This window comes from Sorangium aterium, assembly GCF_028368935.1.
Taxonomy (GTDB): domain Bacteria; phylum Myxococcota_A; class Polyangia; order Polyangiales; family Polyangiaceae; genus Sorangium; species Sorangium atrum.
Map to the genome: position 1 here is coordinate 1,194,626 of NZ_JAQNDK010000002.1, position 23,367 is coordinate 1,217,992.

Consider the following 23,367-nt stretch of genomic DNA (forward strand, 5'->3'; position numbering starts at 1 on the left):
CATCTCACCGGCGTGCCCTGGATCGTCGCACGAGCATCGCGATGGCGCCCGCCATCAAGGCGCCGTTCGCCCCGACGCCCCTCTGGTCCCTGGAGCGCTCGGCGCGGCCAACGGCGCACCCGCCCGGCGGGTCTCCCCCGAGGCCCGCCGCCGGCGCTTCGCCGCCGCTCGTGACGGGCGCCTCTCCGTCGGCGTTCTCCGCTATCCAGCGGCTGTATGCGGGCGCGAGCGTATAGATCCCGCCGTCTCCGCACTCGGCGCCGGCGGGCGAGCCGAGCGCCCGGACGCTGATGCCGAGCAGGTGCGGCTCTCCAGCGATCATGAGGCACGCAGGCCCGCCCGAATCACCAGGGCAGCTGTCCGGCGACCCGGGCGCGCCGGCCGAGAACTCGGTCGCGTTCCGCTGCTGGAAGGGCGTCTCGCCGACGTACAGCGCGCCGGAGGGCTCGCCAGGCTCGCCCCGGGCGCCGTAGCCAGCGATCACGACCTGTACGCCTTCGTCCAGCAGGTCGTCCAGCGCCTCGGGCGGGACCAGCGGAACCGGGGGCATCGTCTGCACGGGGGTCTCCAGCAGCAAGAGCGCGATGTCCTCCGCCCGGGCGAGCTCCCTCGCGCCGATCGTGCCAGGCGCCGGGAAGCCCTGGTGCCGGACGACCTTGCGGATACGGAAGGTCTGCTCGGGCGGCGCGTCCGTCACGTCGAGCGCGCCCGCCGCCACCCGCAGGTTCGCTGGCCCGAGCTCGGCAAGGAGCTCCCCGGTGACCTCGTCCTGGAGCACGACGCAGTGGGCCGCGGTGACGACGCAGCTCGGTGAGATGAGGACGCCCGAGCACTCCTGGACACCCTCGCTGTCCAGCACGGCGACCGCGCCGAAGAGGGCGTCTGGGGTCGCCGGTCTCCCGTCCTTGATAGCGAAAGACTGCTCCTCCACGGGGTCGCCGGGCAGGATGTCCGAGCACCCCCCGAGGCCGCCGAGGGCCGCGCAGGCGAGAGCGACGAGGCGTGAGATCATGTCACGAAGGCTTCGGGCTCACGGCGAGCCGGGCTCGGGTGTCCGGCTCGCCGCGCCCTCGGGATCGGTTACTGGCACTCCTGGATGCTGGAGCAGGACGCCTTCGACAGGCGGATGCCGTCCACGACCGGCACCCCGGCGAAGAACGCGGAACACTTCGCGGCCGCCCAGACCCCGATCGTGTTGAACTGGTAGCAACTCCAGTTGTCCGAGAAGGAGACGCTGGCGCGGCAGCAGTACGTCGACGCCCTCTGGGACGAGTCGCCGGACTCGACGACCTTCTCCGCGACCGAGAGCCAGCTCGCGCGCAGCTCCGTGAGCCTTGCGTCGAGGGTTCCGTCCGCGTGCTGCCGCTCCATCTCGAACAGGACGGGATCGTAGGACTGGAAGAAGAGCTCGATCGCGTCCGACCCGACCGCGAGCAGGTCTCCGGAAGAGGCACCCTCCTGGAGGAGCTCGATCAAGTTCTGGATCGGGCTCTGCTGCCGCATGGCCTGCGCCTTGGACCAGGCCTCGGCCCATTCGGTCGAGAGCGTCCCGGAGGCTTGCCGCGCCTCCAGCTCGGCGCCGATGTTCTCCACCGTCCGCAGCAAGAGGTCCGGCGTGACGGCCGAAGTCGCCTCGGCCTGCGGCGCGGGCGCGTCGATCTCCGTCTCCGTGGCGTCGCCCGAGCCGCAAGCTGCGGAGAGCGTCGCGATCAGCATGGACAGGGCAAGAGCAAGCTTCTTTTTCATTCGGATCTCCTCGAAGGGTTCGTGATTGCAGCGCCGCCCGGCGCCATCGCCGCGGTGCGCTCGGCGCGCCGGGGCGCACGCGCGATTCCACACGGCTCCGCCGAGCGCTCAGCAGGCAACAGGCGCCGCTCGCCGCCGGACTGCTGCGGTGAACGGACCTATCCAGGCATCCTGCTCGCGGCGAGCGTTTCCGGCCGAGACGGTGCTACGACAAGCTGTAGCACGCGCTCGCGAGGGCTCGAGTTCCACTTCGCGACAGGCGATGTACAGAATGCGCCATCGTGTTGCGATATCGCAAAATTGCACCCACGCTGCTTCGGGCTCGCGTTCTCTTTCTGGAGCGCTCGGCGGCTCGCTGGTCTCCTCCTGGGTCAGCGGCAGAACAGAAACCGGCAGTTCCCGGACGCGCGCTCGCTGTCGCGCGTGCACGCCGCTCCTCGACTACGCTTGTTGACGCGCTTGCCCTCGTGGGTGCCCCATCCGCAGAGCTGCGCCGCCGACCCCAGGCGTCTTGAGTGCGCAGCGGAGGCCGCTGCCGCAACCGCCATCTGCGTCGTCGTTGCAGGCGCAGCACCCCGGGATCGCGTCGCTGGCGACGGTTTACATTTCGCGACACGCCCACATAATCAGCGATCGTGCCGGCTCAAGGTTCGGGATCCACGGAGCTCTTGCGGGCTCTGGTGACAGCGGCAGCACGAGACGGGCTCGAGGCCGAGGAGGTTCGGCGTGCGATGGCCCTCCCTGGCGGTCTTCTGGAGAAGCGGGGCGCTCGCGTGTCCATCGCCATGGTCCGCCGCGTGTGGAGCGCGCTCACCGACCACCGGGCGGCTGGTCCTCTCCTGAGCCTCCGCGCTGCCCGGCAGCTCCCCCTGGGGAGCCTCGACATCCTGGATTACCTCACGGTGGCGAGCACGACCGGCGCGGAGGCGTTCGCGCACCTGACGCGGTATCTGCCGCTGCTCGCCGATGCCGGTCGCGTCTGGACCGAATCCGACGGGAAGAGCTTCCGATTCCGTCACGACGCTCCCGGCGGCGTCCCCTCGCTCTCGGAGCTGCTGCTCGGGCTGATCGTCGCGCGCTCCCGGGCGCTGTTCGGTCCGGCCTATGCGCCGCGCCGGATCCATTTCGCGCACGCGCCCCTGGCCGCGGCGAGCATGTATGAAGAGGTCCTCGGCGTCCCGGTGCGTTTCGGAGGCCGCTTTGACGAGATCGTCTTCGATCGCGCCATCGCTGAAGCGCCGATCGCCAGCCAGGATCCGCGGCTCATGAGCATCCTTGTCGTGCAGGCGGAGGAGGCGCTCTCTCTCCTCGACGTCCGCGAGCGCATCACGCATGACACCGAGTTCGTCTCTGCCTTCCGGCACGCCCTGGCGCTGGCGCTCGACGCGGGTGACCCCGGCCTGGCGCGCATCGGCGAGCGCTTCGGGATGAGCGCGCGGACGCTGCAGCGCCGCCTGGCCGCGGCGCACGTCAGCCACCGCGAGCTCTTGCAGGAGCTGCGGCTGGAGCGGGCGCGGCGGGCGCTGGGCGCCGCCCAGCCCAAGGTCGTGTCTCACGAGCTCGGCTATTCGAGCCCGAGCGCCTTCCACCGCGCGTTCAAGCGGTGGACGGGGCTGACCCCCGGCGCCGTGGCCGAGGGCGCCGCCTCGCCGCCGGTGGGACGTGGCGGCACGTCCATGTGCGACACAGGCGAGCATCGCCGCGGCCCACCGTCCAATCACACGCCTTCACGTGAAGGAACGCCTTGTCAGAATGGCGAATCGCAGCCCGCTCCACGAGAGCGCATGGCGCGCGAGGACGAGACCGTGATGGCCTCGCGGCGCGGCGCGGCGCGTAGGTAAGAGAAGCCGGTTCGCTGCGCGATGGGTGGCGGGACGCTGGTCACTAGCCGGCACAAGAGCGAGAGGCCGCGAGCGTCCCGACGGCAAAGGCGCGCTTGCGCGACTGCCGCCCCAAGCCGTCCTGTTGCATCGCGACGCGCTTCTCTGCGATCGGGGGCTACAGGACGTAGCGCAACAGCGCCTCCCTCGCAGCGGCATGGCGCGCAACGGCGCGTGCTCTCCTGGCTCGATGGGGAGTGGCTCGGGTTCCCAGAGATCAGCCTGACGAACATGTGAGCTGGGCTGTCGGTCCCGGTGCCCTGGAGCGCGGCGCACGCGCTCAGCCTCGGTGGAGCTCGACGCGGCGCCACCACGGGCGAGGTACTTGGCCGCGCCTCGTGTGTCCGGCAGGCCAGCGGTGCCGGACTCCACCCGGCGGCGCGTGGGAGGACGCCGGCCGGCGTGCAGCGGGGCGTGAGGGGATGCCGGCTGGCGTGCCTTGGAGAGGAACACCACCGAGCGGCCGTCGCGCGACGGCTCGGTGAGGAGGAACGGGAAGGGCTGTACCGCCGCCGTGCCGAGCGGTGTGCGGCCGGGGGGCGCCGTGCTCGCGAGGGCGGTCGCGGCGGCGCCAGTCGAGGGCGCGCTCTCCGAGACCGGGGCCGAGCTGCGGGCCGGGCGCGTGCGCCGCGGTGCCGGTCTGTGCGGGCGAGTCCCGCAGGGAGCTGCCGGAGCACGCACTCGCGCCGCAGGCGAGCGGGACGAGCAGGGCAGGGGAGCACGGATCGGGGGGATCGGGGACGATGCGTCCTTCGTTCGCGCTCGCGTCATCTCCTTGTCCGCGTGGCTGCTCGGGGCGGCGGCCGAGCCTAGCGCGGGCATCGGTCGCACGCTCGCGGTTGGTCCGGAAATGGCAGAGAGGACGCCACGAGGGGTGAGGTGCGCCGATGGTGGATCGCGATCCGCGATTGTGGGCCTCCGGCTGGACCGTGGGGCAGGAACACCTGGATCCCGAGCCGCGAGAACCGAACAAGCGAGGGGGCAGCCTCCGAAGCGCCCGATGTCCGGGCCCAATGTCAGGGAGCTGTGACGCTCCATGCCGGGCCTGGATGCCGAGCCGCTCAGCTCAGATGGTATGCGCTCAGCGGAGCGAGCGCCCGCGCGGCAGCGGTGCCGGACGAGCTCTGACAGATACGACGGGCTCTTGCGGTGATTCGAACGTCTAGCTCCGTTCCAGGTCCTCGCGGTGGCCTCGCCCGGAACGTTGCGGGAAGAGAGTCTTACCTAGCTCCTGTTTACAATATACCAGGTCGACGCCGATGTCGGACACAAAAACAGGACTGGGGGGAGCACATGAAACCCGCGGTAATGGTCTCGAATTTGCTGAATCAAGAAGGGCTCGTCGCGTTGATGGGGGGCGAGGTCGTTGCGCTGCGCGTCCCGAATTTCTATCCGGAGGATATCTGTATCCAGGTTGCTGCCCGGATGCGAAGATCTGATATGTATGGGAACTATGTGAACGCACCTGAGATCGCCCGCGTCGGTCAAGCGTTCTTTGAGTCTGTTGCGTCAGCGCGGCTTCGGAGGATTTACTACGCAAGGGCCGTCGAATGGATTCGTGAGATGCGGCTGTTCTGCGAGCCGTACCTCAGCCCGATCGATAAGCTTCGCCTCGTTCTCGACGAGATCTGGCCAAGTGGCTCGAGGCTTGGAACCCTGCAAGGAAAGAAGATGTTCGTCGGGTTGGCTCGCTTCTTCGGCGCAGGCGTGGGCGCCGAGCCGCATCAGGACGTCCTCGCCTGGGACGCGCCGGGAGTTGAAGAGGCTGAAAGTGTCGAGGGGCAATTGGCGGCGAATATCTACCTCATGATGCCTCAGGGCGGTGGTGACTTGCTGATCTGGCCGATGACGCTGTCCCGTGAGGAGTACGAGCGTGCGGGAATCTCGGGAAGCTACGGGGTTCATGGATCGATGTTGGCACACGATCCCGTCCGCATCTCTCCCAGGACGGGAGAGCTTATCCTGTTCAACTCGAACCTCGTCCATGCGGTCGAAAAAGCGCGCCAGGGCGAGCGCGTTACCTGGTCCTGCTTCGTGGCGAGCCAGGGGGTCGACCACACATTGATGATGTGGAGCTAGGCGGGCGATGGAATCTAGTACAAAAAAGGTCTATCTAGAGCGGGCCGATGCGACGGGGAATGTTGTCGTGACCGAGCTCATCGCAGGTGAGAGCCTCATCGTCCGAGTGGCTGAGACCTGGTTCCACCCTCAGGGCGGTGGTCAAAAGTCCGATCGAGGGACCATCGGTCCGGCTCGCGTGCTGCATGTGGCTCACAATGGCGGCATGGTGGACCACTTCGTGGACTCGCTCGCGGGCCTGTCCGTCGGAGGAACCTACGGTTTCGCAGTCGACTCCGCCTGGCGAACGCTGAATTCTGTCTACCATTCGTCCGGGCACCTGATCGCCGGGGTGCTGGAGAGCCTTCAGCATGGATTGACCGCCGTGGCCGGTCATCAGTGGCCAGGAGAAGCGCGCGTCGAGTTCGAGGGGCCGGCGGAAGCTTCCGGCTTTGATGGGCTTGCTACAGAGCTGTCGACACGCTTGAGAGAGCTCCTCTCAAAATCCATCGAGGTCAAGGTGACGGGTGACCCGTACAGCTCGCGAGAGATCCAGATAGGGGACTTCCCTCCGATACCTTGCGGCGGAACCCACGTGCGAGCTCTGTCCGAGATCTCCGTTATACGAGTCCTGAGCATCAAGAGGAAAGGGAACCGTGTTCGCGTGGCTTACGACGCGCTACCTCCCTGATCCCTGAATATGAGCCGCTCGACGGACCGAAGCTTGCGGCGAGGGGTCGTGAAGCTGTCGTGCCCTGATGGCGCCCAGCAGCTCCGTCTGGTGGCCGGTGACGTCGTATTTTGGATCGATGGACTCGAGCACCGCTTCAAGAGCGTGCTGCACAGCGAGCTCATCCAGTTCATCGCGAGCCTCCACCCTGAAACCGCCTCGCTGGAGGCGATCTTCGCTCATTTTCGGGCGGTCTATCCCGTCGGATCTCCAGCGAGCCTCGAACGAACGATTCATAAGATCGTGCATGGGGCTCGGCAGGATCTGCTGCGCGCTGGCCTGGCGCTGCAGGTGATCCGAAATGTTCGCGGACTCGGCTATCGCCTCGCTGACGGATGGAGAAGAGAGGACGAAATTGACGGTGAGCACCTGTTTCGCGCCGAGATCGAAGAGCTGCGTGCGCTGGCCAACCGTTGTATTGCCTACGTGGACTCCAGGCCCATCGTCGAGAACGCGGCGGAGCTCTTCTACCTGGACGCTGAGCGCCACGTCGTGCAAGAGAATTTTTCCCATTTGTACTCGATTGGAGCTCAGATGTTGCTCGGCCTGGCCGAGCCGGCGTTCGTGCCTGATATCCTCGACATCAAGCGCGAGCTGTCTGTGCTCATGAGCTACGTGGTGTTCTGGCGGGTAGGGCACCGGATCACCGAGGAAGCCTGGCGCCTTGACTATCGGCGAGAAATTGCGAAGTGTATCGAGGATGTTGAGATGAGGATCCGAAAGATCGAACGGTTCCTCACGTCGTCGCGCCCACCCGGATAGCCAGCGCGATCAGTAGAAGCCCCATGAGGCGATTGAAGCCGAGCTCGTGCTCAAAGAAGAATCGTCGGGCCCGCGGCCGGGAGAGCGCCTGAGCGACGAAGGAGAACCAGCCGAGGAGCGTCAGGATCATCGCAGCAACGAAGCCTGCGCGGACAGGCATGGGCAGCGCCTCTCGGAGCACCAGGGCGAAGAAGCTGACCCAGAACAGGATCGCCTTCGCGTTGAGCACATTGACCAGGAAGCCTTCGAGCAGCGGGGAGCGAAGCGCGCTCCCCTTGCCGCGATAAGGCGATTCCTGATGCGGATCAGAAGGCGGTGCGGTCCTCTTGGAGAGCAGGAGGCGGATCCCCAGGTACCCTAGATAGACGGCCGCCACCCAGACCAGGGCACTGTAAACATGAGGAGAACCCGCGATGACGGCCCCCACCCCGAGGTTTGCGACGAGGATGTGCAGTGAGTTGGCCAGCGTCACGCCCGCAGCACAAAGCAGTCCGGCTCTTCGCCCACGGGTAAGGCTGTTCTTGACGGTGATGGCAAAATCTGGTCCCGGTGAGACAAGGGCCATGAGGAATATTCCGTACGCGTGAACCAGGGGCGCGAACATTTCGTGGGCTCCCTAAAGCCAAGCGAGTTGACGGTCAAGGTCGGTGACCATCCTGTCCCTTGACACGCTGGCTTGTGCATCGAGCAAGCATCGGACAAGCTTGGCTCGATTCGCGTGAGCAGCAATCCGTGCGTGACTGTCCGCTCGCTCATGGGCGGCGGGGCGTGGGGGGACGCCGGCCGGCATGCGGCGGGGCGTGGGGGGACGCCGGCCGGCATGCGGCGGGGCGTGGGGGGACGCCGGCCGGCATGCGGCGGAGCGTGGGGGGACGCCGGCCGGCATGCGGCGGAGCGTGGGGGGACGCCGCCGGTGTGCTGCGGTGCGTCGACTACGTGCTGCCGCCTTGCTGGGTCATCTCGCGCCCGATAGCCAGGTCTGATGGGAAAAGCCGCATTTCTCGCCCGCCGGCTCACGCCGAGCGGGTGCATTGTTGCAGGTACGAAGCTCGCCGCTCACCGGGAGGCCCTGAAGTCGAAGAAGATCAAGCTATCTCCCAAGGTCGACGCAGCGGTCCAGTCCGTCATTGCGTCCACCGAGGCCCTCGAGGCGCTCGGGAGCATCGACGCCACGATGGTGGAGATCGATCGCGGCACCGACCGGTGCATCGGAGCGTTCAGCAGCCAGCTCGCCAGCATCGAGCGCGCTTTCGATCACGACGACATCCTGCCGCTGACAGATGACGAGGCGGCGCGCCGTCGCGATGCGCTGCTGGTGCGCTCGGAGGTGCTGTCGTCGGGCACCGGCTTCATCCGCCTCGTCTACTCCCAGCAGTGGGTGCGCATGAGCGCGATGATCAAGGCGCTCGAGGGCAAGGACGTGAAGGCGGCGGTCGAGCGTCTCGGGCTCTCGGCCGAGACAGGCCGCCTCCAGCGCTGGACGGAGCTGTACGGCAAGAAGCTCGGCGTCACCGAGGCGAAGGCCGCGGATCCGGCCGTCAAGGCGGTCGAGGCGTGGCACGAGGCTTACGGCACGCTCCTGGTCCAGGCCCATGCCGAGTACGACGACGACAAGGACGAGACGCACGCGCTCCTCCGCGACCGGCTGCTCTCGCCGTACGAGGACGCGGCGGAGGAAGCGCGGCGCGCCGACCAGCGGGCCCGCGCCGCCAGCGCCAGGAAGAAGACCGACGCCGAGCCTGAGCCGATCGGATAGCGCTGCTCCTCGCACGCCCGCCGGCAAGCGACCGGCCATCCTACCCATCGCGCGTGGACGGCGCCGTTCGCCGGTCACCTCGCAACGCCGCTCCAGTCCCAATTCCAGGTGACATCTCTCCAGGTTCGGGAGAAATGTCGCGGGAAACCGCGTGCATTCTTTTTCGGTGCTGGCGCACGATTTCGCAACAAGCCGGGAGACCTCTCCGGAAATCGTACGGATGACGACGGACGACGTCGGATGACGGATGAGGGAGCTCCGCTCATGTCCGGCGCGCTCCTCGCCCGCGGCCGGATCCGGAGGATGAACCGCGCCGCGCTGTCGCTCGCCGCGGCGCTTTTCCTGGCGGCGCCCATGGCGCTCGCGCAGGTCCCGCCGCGCGGCGCGCGCCTGTCCTACACGCGGGGGCCTGGCACGGAGGGGTGCCCCGAGGAGCCAAGCCTCCGGCAGATCGTCGCGAGCCAGCTCGGCGGGGTCGACCCGTTCGTGCGCGACGGCGCGTGGCACATCGAGGTGGTCATCCGGCGCAAGGGGACGGCGTTCCAGGGAGAGATCGCGCTACATGACCGCGATGGTCGGGCGCTCGGCCGCCAGGAGCACTCGAGCGCGATCTGTGGCGCGCTCGTGGAGGACATCGGCCTCTCCCTCAGCGCCTTCATGCGCCCGTTGCTGCCATCAGGGCCTGCACCGGAGAGCGTTCCCATCTCGCCGCTGCCAGGGCCGCCGCCCCCGTCGGTGCCAAGGGGCGCCGCTTCACGCGTCCCGCCGGGCGCGTCGCCCGGGGCGCCGGCCTCGAAGCCGCCCAACCTGGTCGCGGTGCCAGCCCGACCCGCTCCGCGTCCGAGGCCGCCGCCGGATCGCCCGCGCCTCCAGCTCGGCGCCGGGGTGCTGCTCGGCGCCGGCGTGGCGCCCTCCGTGGCGGTCGGGTTCTCGGGGTTCGCCGGCGCCCGCTGGGAGAGGTTCTCGCTTTCGCTGGAGGCCCGCGGAGATCTTCCGATCGATGCCGAGCCCTATCGCGGCTGGACCTTCGGCGTGTCGGGGCTGAGCGGCTCAGTGGTTCCCTGCGGTCACGCGGACTGGTTCTTCGGCTGCGCCCTCGCCACGGCAGGCGGGCTGTGGAACGTCAGGGACAGCACCGGCAGGGAACTCGTACTGCCCTACGCAGGGCTTGGGTTTCGTGCGGGGCTGGAGATGCCGCTTTCGGCTCGCCTTGCCGGGCAGCTCAGCGGCGACCTCTCGATCAACATACATCGGACGCACATTCGACCGATCCATGGCGAGGGGTGGTCTGTGGCGCCGGTCTCGGAGGCGGTGGCGCTCCGTCTGGTCGCTTTCTTCTGAACCTCCGTGCGGTTTCGCGAATCGTCGGACGTGCCTATGGGAGCTATTCCCATGAGGCGGCTGCGAGCGCATGCAGCGCGCGGAGGTCGCCGCGCGCCCCTCGCCGCCTGCCACCCCCCTTGGCGAGGCCGCTGTTGCGCCCGAAACGAGCCGTCGACTCAGGCCGGTACAGAGCTGGTGCGTTGACAGCAGAACGTCGCCGCCGAGGTGGGCGCGACGCTGCCCACCGCCTCGCCGCCGGACGCTTCGCACTTTCCGGGCTCGAGGCTGACGACGCTCACCGACTTGCTTCCGAGCGCCGTGCCGGTCGCGACGGTCCCGCAGTCGGGGGCGTCGGCCGTGATCACCTGGGCCGCAACGAGCTGCGAGCACCCTTCGTCGCTGAACGCGGAGGCCAGGACGCTGCATGTCGCTCCGGTGGGCTCGGTGCAGCCGCACGGCGCGCAGCCGCGGGTGTCCTCGACGCCGGTGTGGAAGACGTGCCGGTCCGGGTACGTGGCGGGGCAGTCCTGCTCTCCCTCGTGGTGGATGCACGTGAGAAACCCCTCCGGCGGCGCGGCGTCGCCGATCGGCGGCGCCGGCGTGCAGGTCATCCCGGGATCTGCGCACGGGGGGGACGCGTTTCCGGTACACGCGCGGGCGACGATCGCGAAGCTTCCCTCCGTCGCGGGCTCGTCGGGGTTCTCCGGCGCCTCCGTGACTCTCGGTGCGCAACCTGCGGAGACGACGCGAGGCGCCTGGATCGCGAGCGATTGCACGCACGGGACGCCACCGCAGGTCCGTCCGGTTTCGACGGCATTCACCGAGGTGCAGGTCCCGTCCCACCCATCCGGGGCAGCGAACGAGGTCGCTGGCGCCTCGGGGCCGCCGCACGGGAAGCTGGCGTAGGCCCTCCATGCCATCGGCACCTCGCATGTCGCCTCGGGCGGGTCGCACGCGCAGGCGGGGCACTGGTGCGGGGCCGGAGCCGCGAAATCCGCGTAGCCTTCGTAGCCGACGATCGGCGCGTTCGGAGGGCAGCTCGGCACGCCGTCGGGGGAGCCGATCCAGAGCAGCGCGGGCTCGGACCACCCGAGCGGCTCCTTCGGTACGCACTGCCCTGCGCAGACCTCTGCTGGTGGGATCAGGTCGCCGAAATCGGACGCGATGGCGACGTCCGTGTCGTCCTCGGCCGCGCAGTCATCGCCGCCATCGCCGCCACCACCGCACCCGCCAGCTCCGCCGGCGTCCGGGGGGTCGAGCACCTCACAAGGCGTTGTCTTGGGTCCTTGGTCTTCATCCCAGGGGCATATGTATCCGGTCGACGACCCGCATCCGCCGGACGTGACACCGAGCCCGAGCGTGCTCGCGCACCACACCACGATCCCACGCCGCCAACGTCGTGCCCGCGCCGCCATGACCTCTCCATCTGCGGCGCCGTCGAGGGGGCGCCGCGGTAAGCGCGGCCACGTTACCAGGGGACCCCAGGGCGCCGCCAGATCCATCCTGGGGCAGACCACCCCCGTTCGATCACATTACGAAGAGCGAGGTACTTTTCTCATCTTTCGCAAGGCGACAGCCCGCGTTGCCCTTCATGAGGGCTCGACCTTTCCCCGTCGTCGAGCGGCCGTCCTGCACCTGCCGCCAGAACGAGCGCTCTGGTGCCCCACGGTTACGCGGGCCCGTCGATTGTGCAACGAGAAGCGGTGCAGTCCCGGAAACCGCTCCGATGAAGACCCCGCTGCCAATTCCTCCCCGCGGAAGGGCCGTCGCCTGTCCTCCGAGCGCCGGAACCCCGGACGGGCCACCGCGCATGCAGCGCGCCGCTCGACGTCCTCCGCGTCGCTCCGATCTGCATCACTTGCTTCGTCCGCCACCCCGCAAGCAGGCGCTCCCAGGAGGGCAGCCATGACCAAGGCGATTCTGCTGCGCGGAGCCACCTCCGGCGCAACGGGGAGCGTTGCGCCGGAGTTCCAGCGCGAACGTCATGCCAGGGTGTCTGTCCCGCACGAGGGGCGAGCGGACCGAGCGAGGCGCGGCGCCAGGAGTCCGCCTGGCCGTGTGCCCCATCAGCAAACGAGGGAAGCCAGGCGCGGTCTGTTGCACGGTGACCTTCTCTTATCGCGCTCCAGACCGTCCTCGGACGAGGTGACGCCGCCGCACCTTTCCGCATCGTGAGACTGAACTAGACTCCGGACATGCCTGACCCGGCTCAGCCCTTCACCAACGACAACGACGAGGACGAGGATCTGCTCAGCGAAGAGGACGAGGATCTGCTCGACTAAGCGTCTTGGGCCACGCTCTACGCCGTCGGCTACATCCGCATCCTCGCCGACGCGATCGAGCACGGCGACGCCGATCTCCAGGTGGATCCCTCGGCGTGGGAAAACACCCTGACCGCCGCCGATGGGGCGATGTTGGAGCACGTCCGCGGTCGCCTGCACGGGCCTATATCCATCACCGTGGAAGACGTCGAACGGATGCGGCGACTCCGCGGACTAGGTTCCGCTGCGCTCTCGGGCAGCGAGCGGTCGCCCGAGCTCTACCCGCTCGCTCTTCGGTGCATGGAATCTCTGTTCGGACCGGACTGGAAGCGCGCGTCGCGGGAAGCCGCGTTCTACGCGCGCGCTCTCAATCAGGAGTTCCACCCTCGTAGCCGCACTTAACGGGAGCTCCGGCGATGAACACACAGATGTCCCCGTTTTTGTAATAGTACCAGCATCTGCTGGCCAGGCCGAGGCCTCTGCATTGCATCAGTAGTCCAGTTTTGACGTCGGATTTGTACGGGTGTTTTCGTCCGGCCGGGCAAGCCATTCCTGCCTCGGCGCACTTCATCATGCACTCCGACATCGGCCGGGGGGTCTGCGTTGGCGAAGAGCTTGCCGCGCAGAACGGAGGCCGGCGATGATTTCCGCGACCTCTCGACGGCATTCACCGAGGTGCGTGCACCGTCCCACTCAGTAGGGGCACCGAACGAGGTTGCGGGAGCCTCAAGGCTGCCTCCGGGGACGTCGCCCTTCATGATGGCTCGGCCTGTTCCCATCGTGCGCCGTCCCCGCCTGCCGCCGGAACGAGCTCTCTGGCCCCCCACGGTGACGCGGGCCAGTCGATTGTGCAGCGAGAAGCGGGGCAGTCCCGGATAGCGCTCCGATGAAGACCCCATTGCCCACCCCTCCCCGGCGGGAGGGCCGCCGCGATGCGCCTGGATCCCGGACGCGCCGCCGCGCACACAGCGGGCCGAAGGAGGCGCTCCACCCGGCGGTCTCGCTCTCGATCGATGCCCTCTGGGCCGAGCGAGCGTTCGTCGCCCACCTGCTCCGCGCCCTCCACGTTCCCGCCCGCGACCGCGAGGATCTCCTCCAGACGGTGCTCCTCGGCGCCTGGGAAGCCATCCGAGCGCGCAGGTACCGCCCGGACCCACGGCGGCGCCCGCGCGCGGCGCTGCGCGCATGGCTGCACGGGGTCGCCTGGCGCCAGGTGTCCCATTACCGGGAGAGTGCCTATATCCGCTGCGAGATCCTGTGCAGCGCGCCCTTCTCGCCCGCCGACCAGTCGCCTGTCGAGATCGAGGGAGAACTCCTTGCCCGCGCCGCGCTCCGCGAGGTCGCCGCGCTCCCCGCGGGCCATCGCGAGGTCCTCCTCGCGGCGGCCGGGCCTCCGAGCCTCGTCGCCTGGGCACGAGCGTGCGGCATGAACCCCAATTCCGCTGCCAGCAGGCTCCGTCGCGCCAGGAGGGCGCTGGCCGAGAAACTCGCCTCACCGAGCCTGCCGACCGGTGACGGCGCCGTCCGGTGACGCCGTCGCCGATGATGCCTCCGTTCGGCGCCCGCTCGGCCGGTCGCGTCGAGCCCGTGTACGATTTCGCAACGATCCGGGCGGCCTCGCCGGATTACCTATCCATGAAAGAATCCCGAGCACGCCCAGCGCCCCCTCCTGCGCCCGACCCGGCGCCGGCGTCTGTACTTGCCCCGGAGGCGGCGCCCGCTCCCGCCCCGGAGATGACGCCTGCGCCCGACCCAGAGCCCGCTGCCGTACCCGATCGGGATCCTGCGCCCGCCATCGGCCCGCCCCCGCGGCCCTCGTTCGAGGAGGTCTATCAGACCTTGCTCCCGTACGTCCTCGTGGTGCTCTGGCGGCTCGGCGTTGCATCTCGAGATATCCACGATGTCGCTCACGAGGTGTTTCTCGTCGTTCACCGGCGCCTCGAGGACCACGATCCTCGCCTGTCGCTCAAACCGTGGATCGCGGGGATCAGCGCCAATGTCGCCCTTCGCCACCGGGCGCTCGCCCGGAACCAGCGGGAGCTGCTCGCGCTCGACGATTCCGAGCCCATCGAGCTCGCGGACCCCGGGCTCGACGCCGAGCGCCGGGTCGCACAGGCCGAGACCCAGCGCATCGTCCGCGAGCTCATCCAGCGCATGGAGAGGGAACGACGAGCGGTGTTCGTGCTCTACGACCTCGAGGGGAGCGACATGCGCGACATCGCGCAGGCCCTCCAGATCCCCGTGAACACCGCATGGGATCGGCTGAGACGCGCCCGCAGCGAGTTCACGGCCGCGGTCAAACGCCTCTCCGCGCGGGACCCGGACGCGCTCGGCCTTCGTCGCCTGCGCGTCGTCCTGGCGCCGTTCGCCCTTGCCGACAGACCCATGCTGCTCGACGCAAGCAACGCCCGGCTCGGCCTTGCGCAGGGGCTCGCCGGACCGCTGTGGGTGCAGCTCCAGCGATCGCTCGCCTCGACCGGAGGGCTGGCCCGCCGCACGGACGGCCTCCACGGCAGCCCCGCAGTGCAGCCCCATGCCGGCGCCTCCCCGCTCCACCGTCCCGCGAGCGCGGTGGGGCCCGCCGGCGCCACCGCGGAGAAGCGCACGCCGCCGGTCATCACGATCGCGCGATCCAGGCTCATCAAGGCAGGCGTTGCGCTGTTCCTCGGGGGAGCCGGGGTGGGCGCCGGCGTGGTTTATGCCGGGCTCCCGCCGCCTGCTGCGGCGCCGGTGGTGTCCGTCCGCGCCGAGGTCGAAGGCGCCGCGTCCGAGCGAGCCGGGCGCACCGAAGCGGGGCACGACGGGCGCGCCGCGCCCGAGCGAGCCGAGCGCGCCGCGGGCGAGCTCGCCGTGGTCGACGCCGTCGCGAACGCTGGGCCCTCGGTGGCGGTGGCGACGGCGGCCGCGGCGCCGTTACGCGCCTCCCCCCGCAAGGCGGCTCCGCCCAGCGAGCACGACACGACCGAGGAGAGCGCGTTGCTCAGCAGCGCCGGCCTTGCGCTCAGCGAAGGGAAGGCGACAGAGGCGCTCGAGGTGCTGGCCCTGCACGAGCGGAGTTACCCGCGCAGCCCGAGAGTCCAGCTGCGCGAGGCGCTGGCCATCCAGGCCCTCGTCCAGGCCGGGCGGCGCGCCGACGCCCGCGCGCGAGCGGAGCGGTTCCGCGCGGCGTTCCCTCACGCCGTGTTTCTCCCCGCCATCGAGGCGGCCGTGAACAGCCCATGAGGGCCGCCGCGTGCGCTTCTGCGCTTCGCCTCCGATCGACGACACCGCCGGCGCTTCGGCCCTCCGCGAGCGGGCGCACGGGTTCGTCGGGTCCGCTCGCGAGGGAGAACTCCGGTCGGGCTGTCCGCCGCAGCCGGAGGACGCCGGCGGCCGGACCCGACGCCATGCAGGTGGTGCTCGACCGGCCGTGGGGCGCGGGCTAGCCTGTGCGGGAAGGACCCACGATGAGCAAGAAGCTGGACGACGAGTTGGCCCAGGCGCTGTCTCTCGCAGAGCAGCAGGATACGCCCGCGGTGGTGAAGCCGGCCGCGGCCAGCCCGGCGCCGAAGGCGCGCCCGTCGCGCAGCCTCGGCCTGCTGGCGACGCTGCTCGTCATGGTGGGCGCGCTCGTCGCCCTGTTCCTCGTCGGCTTCAAGGAAGCGGCCGTCTACGCGACGCCGGTCGACCAGCTGCTCGCGTCGAAGGACAAGCTCGCGGGCCGCAAGGTCCGGGTCGAGGGCGAGCTCGTGCCCGGCACGCTGGTCAAGCGCGATTCGCCCTGCGAGTACCGCTTCCAGATCCACGGCACGCAGGCGGCGCTGCCCGTGCGCTACGCCCAGTGCGTCATCCCCGACACCTTCCGCGACGTCCCGAGCGGCGGCGTCCAGGTGACGGTCGAGGGCGCGCTCTCGCAGGGCGGCGACTTCGAGGCGAGCCTCGTGATGGCCAAGTGCACCTCGAAGTACGATCCCAACTCGCACGAGATGAAGGGCGGCGCCCAGCCCGGCGCGGGCCCGCTCTCGCTCAACTGAGCGCTCCCCGCCCAAAGGCGCCGCCGCGCGCGGCGCCGACACGCCCAAAGCGCCGCCCCGCGGCGCCGACACGCCTGGATCCATCTCCCCGCTCCCCGGCGGGCCGCTGACTGGCTCGCTCGCGGGACCTTGAGCCTCCTCGACAAGCTGGTTAAGAGACATCCCCGGACCGACGCCCGAGGAGGAGGCATTTGAGCCACGATCGCGATCTCGTCGTCCTGACGCAGAACATCTGGGGGGGAGTCGCCCTCTGGGAGCGGCGCCGGACGATGCTTGCCAGGCTCATCGGCGATCTGCGCCCCGGCCTCATCGGGCTCCAGGAGGTGCACGCGGCGGCGGCGAGCGGCGATCTCGGCCAGGCCGGGGAGCTCGCGCGGCTCGCCGGCGGATACAGGGCCTGGTTCGCGCCGGGCAGGGTCGCCGCGAGCGGCGAGTGCGAGGGGGTCGCGCTGCTCTGCCGGGAGGACGTCGAGGTGCTCGACCACTCCGTGGAGGCGCTCACGCTCGATCGCGACGATCCGTTCGAGCGTGACAGCCAGCGCGTCGTCTTGCGCGCCGCGATCCGGCACGCCGGCGCGGTGGTCGACGTGCTCGTCACGCACCTCTCGCTGTCGAAGCGCGCCCGGGCACGCACCGTGCGCGAGCTCGTGAGCTTCGCCGCGCGCGAGCGCCAGAAGTCGGGGAGCCAAGGCGCCGTGCTGATGGGCGACTTCAACGCGCTCCCCAGCGAGGAGGCGGTCTGTTATCTCCAGGCGAGCGCCGGAAACGGCTCCTGGCTCGACGCCTGGACGCAGGCGCACCCCGGCAAGGCGGGCGGCACCTGGCCCGCGGGCCTGCCGCTGCGCCGCATCGATTATGTCTTCGTTCAACCGGGGGAGGGGTGGGCGATCACGCGCTGCGAACGGGCGCCGTTCTCCGGCTCGGATCACCACGGCGTGGCCGCGTGGCTGCGGCTCGGCGCCTGATGGGCGGGGCCACGCTCGCCCGGATCTCCAGCGGATCATCGATGGATGAGGCGTTCGCGCGCAAACTGTACCCGCTGCGGCGGACCGGGTAGGCTGGCGGCCCATGAGCAGGCTGCTGATTGGGGGCGACCGGCGGCACGGGCGCCGCGTTGATCCGTCAGGCGCTGGAAGCCGGACACGAGGTCTCGGCATTCGCGCGCACGCCCGCCACCATCCCTGTCCCGCACCATGAGCGGCTGCGCGCGCTCCGCGGCGACATCATGGATGCCGAGCAGGTGTCGCGCGCCGTGTCCGGCCACGACGCCGTCCTCTCGGCCCTGGGGTCGCGCGGCCTGGGTCCGACGCGCGTCTACTCCGACGGCATCGTCCACGTCCTGCGCGCGATGAAGGAGCATGGCGTCCGCCGCCTGATCGCCGTCACCGCGGCGGGCATCGGCGAGGAGCAGCAGCCTGCGCTCTGGTTCCGGCTCCTCGTCAAACCCATGCTCCGCAACAGGTATTCTGACATGCTGCGCATGGAAGAGGCCCTCCGCCGGAGCGATGTGGCCTGGACCGTCGTGCGCGTCCCCAAGCTCACCGAGGGGCGGCTCACCAAGGAGTGCCGCGCCGAAGTCGACCCCTCGCCGCCGGAGGGCTACCTCTTTGGCGGTCCCACGATCTCGCGCGAGGACCTCGCGTATTTCATGCTATCTCAGCTGGACAGCGACGAATACCTCCGCAAGGCGATCGTCGTCACGTACTGAGAGCGCGGCGCGCTCGTCATCTCTTGACGCAGCCGCGGAGCATCGGTCTGCTGCCGCCCCCGCCGTCGTGGCCAGCCTGCGGCGCGCCTGCGGTGATCGCCATGAATGCCGCGATCACCGTGATTCCCGCGATGCTGCCGAGCAGAGGCCTCAGAAATCATGATCTCCTTTCCCAGGACGGCTCTCCCATTGTTCCTCGGTTTGGCGCCGATCGCCCTGACCGGGTGCGAGCTTCTCGTCGCACCGGACCGCAGCAAGATCGATGCGCCCGCAGTCGGCGGTAGCGGCGGAGAGGGTGGTAGTCGTGGACAGGGCGGCAGCGGTGGACAGGGAGGCAATGGAGGAGAGGGGGGTAGAGGCGGAGAGGGCGGCAACGGCGGAGAAAGCGGCGGCGGACAGGGCGGCGCGCCAGGCGCGGTGTGCGGCGATGGAACGGTCAGCGCTCCTGCCGAGATGTGTGACGATGGGAATCGGATCGCTGGCGACGGGTGCGATCCGGGATGCGCGATCGAGCCTGGGTTCGCGTGCGCCGGGGCGCCGAGCCGTTGTACGAGCGGGTGCGGCGACGGCGCGCTGCGCGGCTCGGAGACCTGCGACGACGGCGCCGACGAGGACGGCGATTGCTGTTCGCGCGCGTGTCAGATCGAGTCCGGCTGTGAGGTCGAGCCGAACGACGAATTCACCTCGGCCAACGACGCCTTCGCCATCGCGCCCGGCGGTCGAATCCGCGCGTTCATCGATCCCGGATCCGACGTGGACGTGTTCTCGGTGATCGTCCCCGAGGGATCGGTCGGGCGCATCAAGGCAGAGACGCTCGATGGCCCGCTGGGCACGACGTGCAGCTCGCTCGGCGTCGATACCCATGTGGCGATCTTCGACGCGAGCCTGGCGAGCATCGAGGACAACGACGATGTCGCCGACGACGATTACTGTTCTTTCCTGGCGCTGCGCAAGCTGAGCCCCGGCGAGTATTTCGTCCGCGTGCAGATCTCCCCTGAAGCGGAGCCCGCGACGTTCGACTACACGCTCTCACTCACGCTGGATACCTCGGTGTGCGGCGACGGCGTGCTGGAGGATCCGGAGCTCTGCGACGACGGCGACACGACGGGCGGTGACGGTTGCAGCGCCGCGTGCGAGCTGGAGATCCGCTCTCCCGAGGTCGAGCCGAACGACACCGTGGCGGAGGCGGACGGGCGCGTCGTGCTCCGGCCGAACGTGCTCGTCTCCGCGGCGATCGAGCCCGTCGGCGACATCGACGTCTTCGCCTTCGAGGTGCCGAGCCTCGCGGACGTCCAGCTCGCCACGTTCAGCCCCGGGCAATTGAACGAGTGCGTCCAGGGAGTCGACACCTTCCTCCAGCTGCTCGACACGGACGGCGCCTCGGTGCTGGCGAGCGACGACGACAGCGGCCCCGAGGCTTGCTCGCTCATCGACTCGAGCGTCGACGACAGGGCGACCCGGCTCCAGCCGGGCACGTATTATGTGACCGTCGAGGAGTTCGACAACGACGCTTCCATCCCCGGGTACGACCTCCTCATCGCCTTCACCTCGCTTTGCGGCAACGGGGTGATCGAGGAAGGCGAGGCGTGCGACGGTGGGGAGCGGTGTTCCTCGGAGTGCGCGCGGATCGCGGTGTGCGGCGACGGAGCCATCGACGGCGCCGAGACGTGCGACGACGGCGGGACCGAGGGCGGAGATGGCTGCAGCGCCGCGTGCCAGCTCGAGGGGATCCTCCCGGAGATCGAGCCGAACGACGCGCGAGGCCAGGCCACCGTGGGGCAGGCGACCGCGGCGGGCGCGCTGTTCGCCGCGTCGATCTCTCCGCCGGGAGAGGTCGACTTCTTCGCCGTCGACGTCCCCGGCCTGGCCGAGCTGGAAGTGGAGACCTTCGACGCGACCGGCCCGGCCTCTTGCCGCGGCATCGACACCGCGCTGCAGCTCCTCGGGCCCGATGGCGCCGTGATCGCCGAGGACAACGACGGCGGCGAGGCCAGGTGCTCCCGTATCCGCGCCTCCGTCACCGCGCCGGGCGTCGATCACGTCCGCTATTACGTGCGCGTCCAGGACGCTCGAGGAGACTCCATCGCTGGATATACCCTGCGCGCGCGGACGACGGCCGTCTGCGGCGACGGCGTCGTCGAGGGCCTGGAGGAGTGCGACGGCGGCGCAGCGTGCGGGGCGACGTGCCAGCGCATCCCGGTGTGCGGCGACGGCTTCGTCGACGAGCCCGAGGTCTGCGACGACGGCAACACAGCAGGCGGGGATGGCTGCGACGCCGCCTGTCGGATCGAGGGGGTGATCGCCGAGATCGAGCCCAACTCGACCCCTGCCGAGGCCGAGGCGAACGGCGCTGTCGCGCCGGGAGCGCTCGTGTCCGGCGCGATCGAGCCGGACATCGATGTCGACCTCTTCGCCCTGCGGCTCACGACCGTATCCGATCTCCGGCTCGAGACCTCCGACTCGAGCGGCCCCGGGCGGTGCGCCGAGGGCGTCGACACGGTCCTCTCCCTTCTCTCGTCGGACGGGGCGACGGTGCTCGCCTCCGACGACGACGGCGGGATCGGCGCCTGCTCGCTCATCGACTCGCGGAGCCCGGGCGGGGCCGCGGCGCGCCACCTGGAGCCCGGGACATACCATGTCCGTGTCAGCGGCTTCCCGGAGCAGCCGGGGGCCCGCTACACGCTGCGGGTCTCGCTCGACGCCTCGTGCGGCGACGGCGTGAGGGAGGGCGCCGAGGAGTGCGACGGCGGCGCGGGGTGCAGCGCCCGCTGCGAGAGGCTCCCGGTCTGCGGCGACGGCCTCCTCGACGCGCCGGAGGGGTGCGACGACGGCAATGCCGCGGGCGGCGACGGGTGCAGCGCCGCCTGCCAGCTCGAGGCGGTGACCGCCGAGATCGAGCCGAACGACACGCCCGCGCAGGCCGGCGCGGACGATCTCGTGATCTCGGGTGACGCGCTCCTCGCGGCGAGCCTCGCCGCGGGCGGCGACAGGGACGTGTTCCGCCTGAGCTTGCCTGTCGCCTCGGTCGTGCGCCTCGAGGTCTTCGACGGCACCGCGGCCCGCTGCGAGGGAGGCCTCCTCACGACGCTCCGCGTGCTCGACGCGGCGGGCGGGACGGTCGCGACGGACGAGGGGCTCTCCGACGTAGCCTACGCGGGCGGCATCGGCGGATGCTCCGCGCTCGTCGTGGCGTTGCCCTCCGGCGACCACGACGTCGAGGTCGCGGCGCGCGAGGACGGCGCGGAGTTTCCGCTCTACCTCCTCCAGGCCAAGATCCTCGCGCCCGCGGGCGCCGAGGAGGAGCCGAATGGCACCGTCGCCACCGCGAGCGGATCCGTCGGCTCCGATGTGTTCATCGCCGGCGCGCGGACGACCGACGATTTCGACTTCTACGCCGTGGATGTCCCGGAGGGCCGGTCGATCCGCGCGGAGATCATCGAGGGCGGCGAGGAGACGTGCGAGTCGCTCGAGATCGACAGCCGCCTGTCGCTGCTCGACGCCGGGGGCTCGCTCATCGCGGACGACGACGACAGCGGCCGGGGCAACTGCTCGATCCTCGACGGCACCGGGGACGCCCCGCGCCACCCCGGGGCTCACGCGCTACCGGCGGGGCGGTACTTCCTCCGCGTCCGCGCCGCGTCTGGCGCCTCGGGCACCGCGGCCCTCTTCGACTACCGGCTGGCCGTCACGCTCCGCTGAGGAGCGCGGACGCCGCCGGACGTCCGGGATCGCCGGTGGCCCCGTCCGGCCGGGACGCCGCGCGTCCGGCGCCGGGCGCCTCCGGGAGGCCGGGACGCACCCGCCGCCGCGCGGCGACTCGATGTCTCGATATCCCATCATCGCGAGACTGCCGCGCTCCGTCGCGCCGCCGCGCGGTGTGGCTCCGCGGTGCTCATCGGAGCCGCATCGGAGGGCCATACCCACAAGCGCCTTCGCGGGGCGTCTTCGGTGGTCTTCGGTGGGTAGGTGGGTAGATCGAGCGCCGGGGGCGGCGCGGAGCTGCCTTGTGCCTCGCCCGCGCCCCCCGGCGCGCGCCGGCCCCGGCGTTCCCCGGCGATTCCCGCCCTCGGCCGCGCCTCCCTACACCGCCTCTCTCGGCGCGGGTGCGTGATACTTCGGCCGGATGTAGGAGCCCGAGGGGTGCGTTCAAGGCAGAGGGCATGAGTTCATAGTCGAGGAGTGCCGGTATTATCCATGGTTCTAACTCCGTCGTGTTTTCGACCGAAAAGATGCCAGTCAAAAGTGCTTGCGTGAAACCGCGGGGAGAATAGTCTCCTGTTGTTCGCGTCATGACCTCGGGGCGGGTTCCTCCGGGAGCGTGACCGTGACGGGACGACGACGACGTGCGTCGTTCCCGTCGGGCACCGCTCTCGTGGCGCACGCCCCGGGGGAATGCATCCCTTGGGTGACGATCTGGATAGGTATCTGCATCAAACTTCACCACAGATTCGATTCCTCGGAGGTATTTCTCATGAAGAATTTCGCTCGTTGGGTGCTCGCTTTCGCAACCGTCACGTCGATCTCGGGCAGCGCTTTTGCCATCCGGAACGACTGTCTCTACAACGTGTCGATGAAGACCGGGCTGAGGAAGGTGCCCGTCGGTACGACCGTCTTCCAGCTGGCCGAGCAGGCGGGCACCCCGTTCAACGATGAGTGCGGCTACGTGGGCAAGTGGGGAGTCGTGGCGGCCCCGGGCGCCGCCGTCGCCGCAAACATCTTCCTTCGCCAGCAGACGACGATCGGGAACAACGACTGCGACTGGAACTCCTTCTATTTCACGGACGGGAGCATCTCGCTCCTGCCCACCGTGCCGATCCCGCCCAGCACCGTGGCGTTCCCGCCCAGCTCCGGCATCACCTCGCGGCTCCAGAAGGCGCCCCTGTGCAACTTCGTGGGGATGGAGGACGACTTCACCGGGACGATCAAGGCCACGATTCAGTTCTATTCCTCGCTGTCGATGCCCGTGCCGGTCACGTTCGCCCCGCATTGCTACTGACGGCGTGCCTTTGAGACCGGTCTTCACTGGGCTCTGAGACGGCGCCCGGCGTTCGACCGATCGGCGAGAGCCTCCCTGCAGAAAGCCCTTAGTAACGGCCCCGGGCAGGTCGGGGAGGCGCTCGTCGAACGCGT

General features: G+C 69.7%; 17 protein-coding genes. 13 read left to right on the forward strand and 4 right to left on the reverse strand.

The window, feature by feature from the left end:
• Positions 1–4: 4 nt before the first annotated feature.
• Together POL72_RS19510 and POL72_RS19515 are read right to left on the reverse strand one after the other, a co-directional pair.
• Positions 5–1,012 (reverse strand): S1 family peptidase, encoded by a 1,008-nt coding sequence (locus tag POL72_RS19510; RefSeq protein ID WP_272096951.1) that lies wholly within the window; start codon positions 1,010–1,012, stop codon positions 5–7.
• A gap of 68 nt (positions 1,013–1,080) precedes the next feature.
• Positions 1,081–1,746: a hypothetical protein gene (locus POL72_RS19515; protein ID WP_272096952.1), complete on the reverse strand. Its 666-nt coding sequence runs from the start codon at positions 1,744–1,746 to the stop codon at positions 1,081–1,083.
• Between the two features lie 680 nt (positions 1,747–2,426).
• Here POL72_RS19515 and POL72_RS19520 point away from each other — a divergent pair.
• The 4 genes from POL72_RS19520 (at position 2,427) to POL72_RS19535 (ending at position 7,176) form a co-directional block, all read left to right on the forward strand.
• On the forward strand, positions 2,427–3,587 hold the full coding sequence (locus POL72_RS19520; RefSeq protein WP_272096953.1) for an AraC family transcriptional regulator: 1,161 nt from the start codon (positions 2,427–2,429) through the stop codon (positions 3,585–3,587).
• Positions 3,588–4,919: 1,332 nt separating this feature from the next.
• Positions 4,920–5,705, forward strand: a complete 786-nt coding sequence (locus POL72_RS19525; RefSeq protein WP_272096954.1) for a 2OG-Fe(II)-dependent halogenase WelO5 family protein — start codon at positions 4,920–4,922, stop codon at positions 5,703–5,705.
• 7 nt (positions 5,706–5,712) lie between these two features.
• Positions 5,713–6,375, forward strand: a complete 663-nt coding sequence (locus tag POL72_RS19530) for an alanyl-tRNA editing protein (RefSeq protein WP_272096955.1) — start codon at positions 5,713–5,715, stop codon at positions 6,373–6,375.
• A gap of 48 nt (positions 6,376–6,423) precedes the next feature.
• Positions 6,424–7,176 carry a hypothetical protein gene (locus tag POL72_RS19535; protein WP_272096956.1) on the forward strand — a complete coding sequence of 251 codons (753 nt, stop codon included), beginning with the start codon at positions 6,424–6,426 and terminating at the stop codon, positions 7,174–7,176.
• Here the strand turns inward: POL72_RS19535 and POL72_RS19540 are convergent.
• Positions 7,151–7,780, reverse strand: coding sequence for a LysE family translocator (locus POL72_RS19540; protein WP_272096957.1), 630 nt, complete (start codon positions 7,778–7,780; stop codon positions 7,151–7,153). The two genes, POL72_RS19535 and POL72_RS19540, sit on opposite strands and share 26 nt — an antisense overlap.
• A gap of 378 nt (positions 7,781–8,158) precedes the next feature.
• Between POL72_RS19540 and POL72_RS19545 the strand changes: the two genes are divergently transcribed.
• Entirely contained in the window at positions 8,159–8,932 is a 774-nt protein-coding gene (locus POL72_RS19545; protein WP_272096958.1) for a phosphoenolpyruvate--protein phosphotransferase, read from the forward strand.
• Between the two features lie 264 nt (positions 8,933–9,196).
• Positions 9,197–10,273, forward strand: coding sequence for a hypothetical protein (locus POL72_RS19550; protein ID WP_272096959.1), 1,077 nt, complete (start codon positions 9,197–9,199; stop codon positions 10,271–10,273).
• 158 nt (positions 10,274–10,431) lie between these two features.
• Here the strand turns inward: POL72_RS19550 and POL72_RS19555 are convergent, their stop codons facing one another.
• Positions 10,432–11,517, reverse strand: coding sequence for a hypothetical protein (locus POL72_RS19555; RefSeq protein WP_272096960.1), 1,086 nt, complete (start codon positions 11,515–11,517; stop codon positions 10,432–10,434).
• A 1,885-nt stretch (positions 11,518–13,402) separates the two neighbouring features.
• Here POL72_RS19555 and POL72_RS19560 point away from each other — a divergent pair.
• The 7 genes from POL72_RS19560 to POL72_RS19590 all read left to right on the forward strand — a co-directional run bounded on the left by POL72_RS19560 (position 13,403) and on the right by POL72_RS19590 (position 23,233).
• Positions 13,403–14,047: a sigma-70 family RNA polymerase sigma factor gene (locus POL72_RS19560; RefSeq protein WP_272096961.1), complete on the forward strand. Its 645-nt coding sequence runs from the start codon at positions 13,403–13,405 to the stop codon at positions 14,045–14,047.
• Between the two features lie 104 nt (positions 14,048–14,151).
• On the forward strand, positions 14,152–15,738 hold the full coding sequence (locus POL72_RS19565; protein ID WP_272096962.1) for an RNA polymerase sigma factor: 1,587 nt from the start codon (positions 14,152–14,154) through the stop codon (positions 15,736–15,738).
• Between the two features lie 224 nt (positions 15,739–15,962).
• Positions 15,963–16,529: a cytochrome c maturation protein CcmE gene (locus POL72_RS19570; protein ID WP_272096963.1), complete on the forward strand. Its 567-nt coding sequence runs from the start codon at positions 15,963–15,965 to the stop codon at positions 16,527–16,529.
• A 191-nt stretch (positions 16,530–16,720) separates the two neighbouring features.
• The gene (locus tag POL72_RS19575; RefSeq protein WP_272096964.1) at positions 16,721–17,494 is read left to right on the forward strand and encodes an endonuclease/exonuclease/phosphatase family protein; all 774 of its coding nucleotides are present in this window, start codon (positions 16,721–16,723) and stop codon (positions 17,492–17,494) included.
• Positions 17,495–17,613: 119 nt separating this feature from the next.
• On the forward strand, positions 17,614–18,237 hold the full coding sequence (locus tag POL72_RS19580) for an NAD(P)-dependent oxidoreductase (RefSeq protein WP_272096965.1): 624 nt from the start codon (positions 17,614–17,616) through the stop codon (positions 18,235–18,237).
• Between the two features lie 453 nt (positions 18,238–18,690).
• Positions 18,691–21,936, forward strand: coding sequence for a DVUA0089 family protein (locus tag POL72_RS19585; RefSeq protein ID WP_272096966.1), 3,246 nt, complete (start codon positions 18,691–18,693; stop codon positions 21,934–21,936).
• A 793-nt stretch (positions 21,937–22,729) separates the two neighbouring features.
• Positions 22,730–23,233: a hypothetical protein gene (locus POL72_RS19590; RefSeq protein WP_272096967.1), complete on the forward strand. Its 504-nt coding sequence runs from the start codon at positions 22,730–22,732 to the stop codon at positions 23,231–23,233.
• The last annotated feature ends 134 nt before the right edge of the window (positions 23,234–23,367 follow it).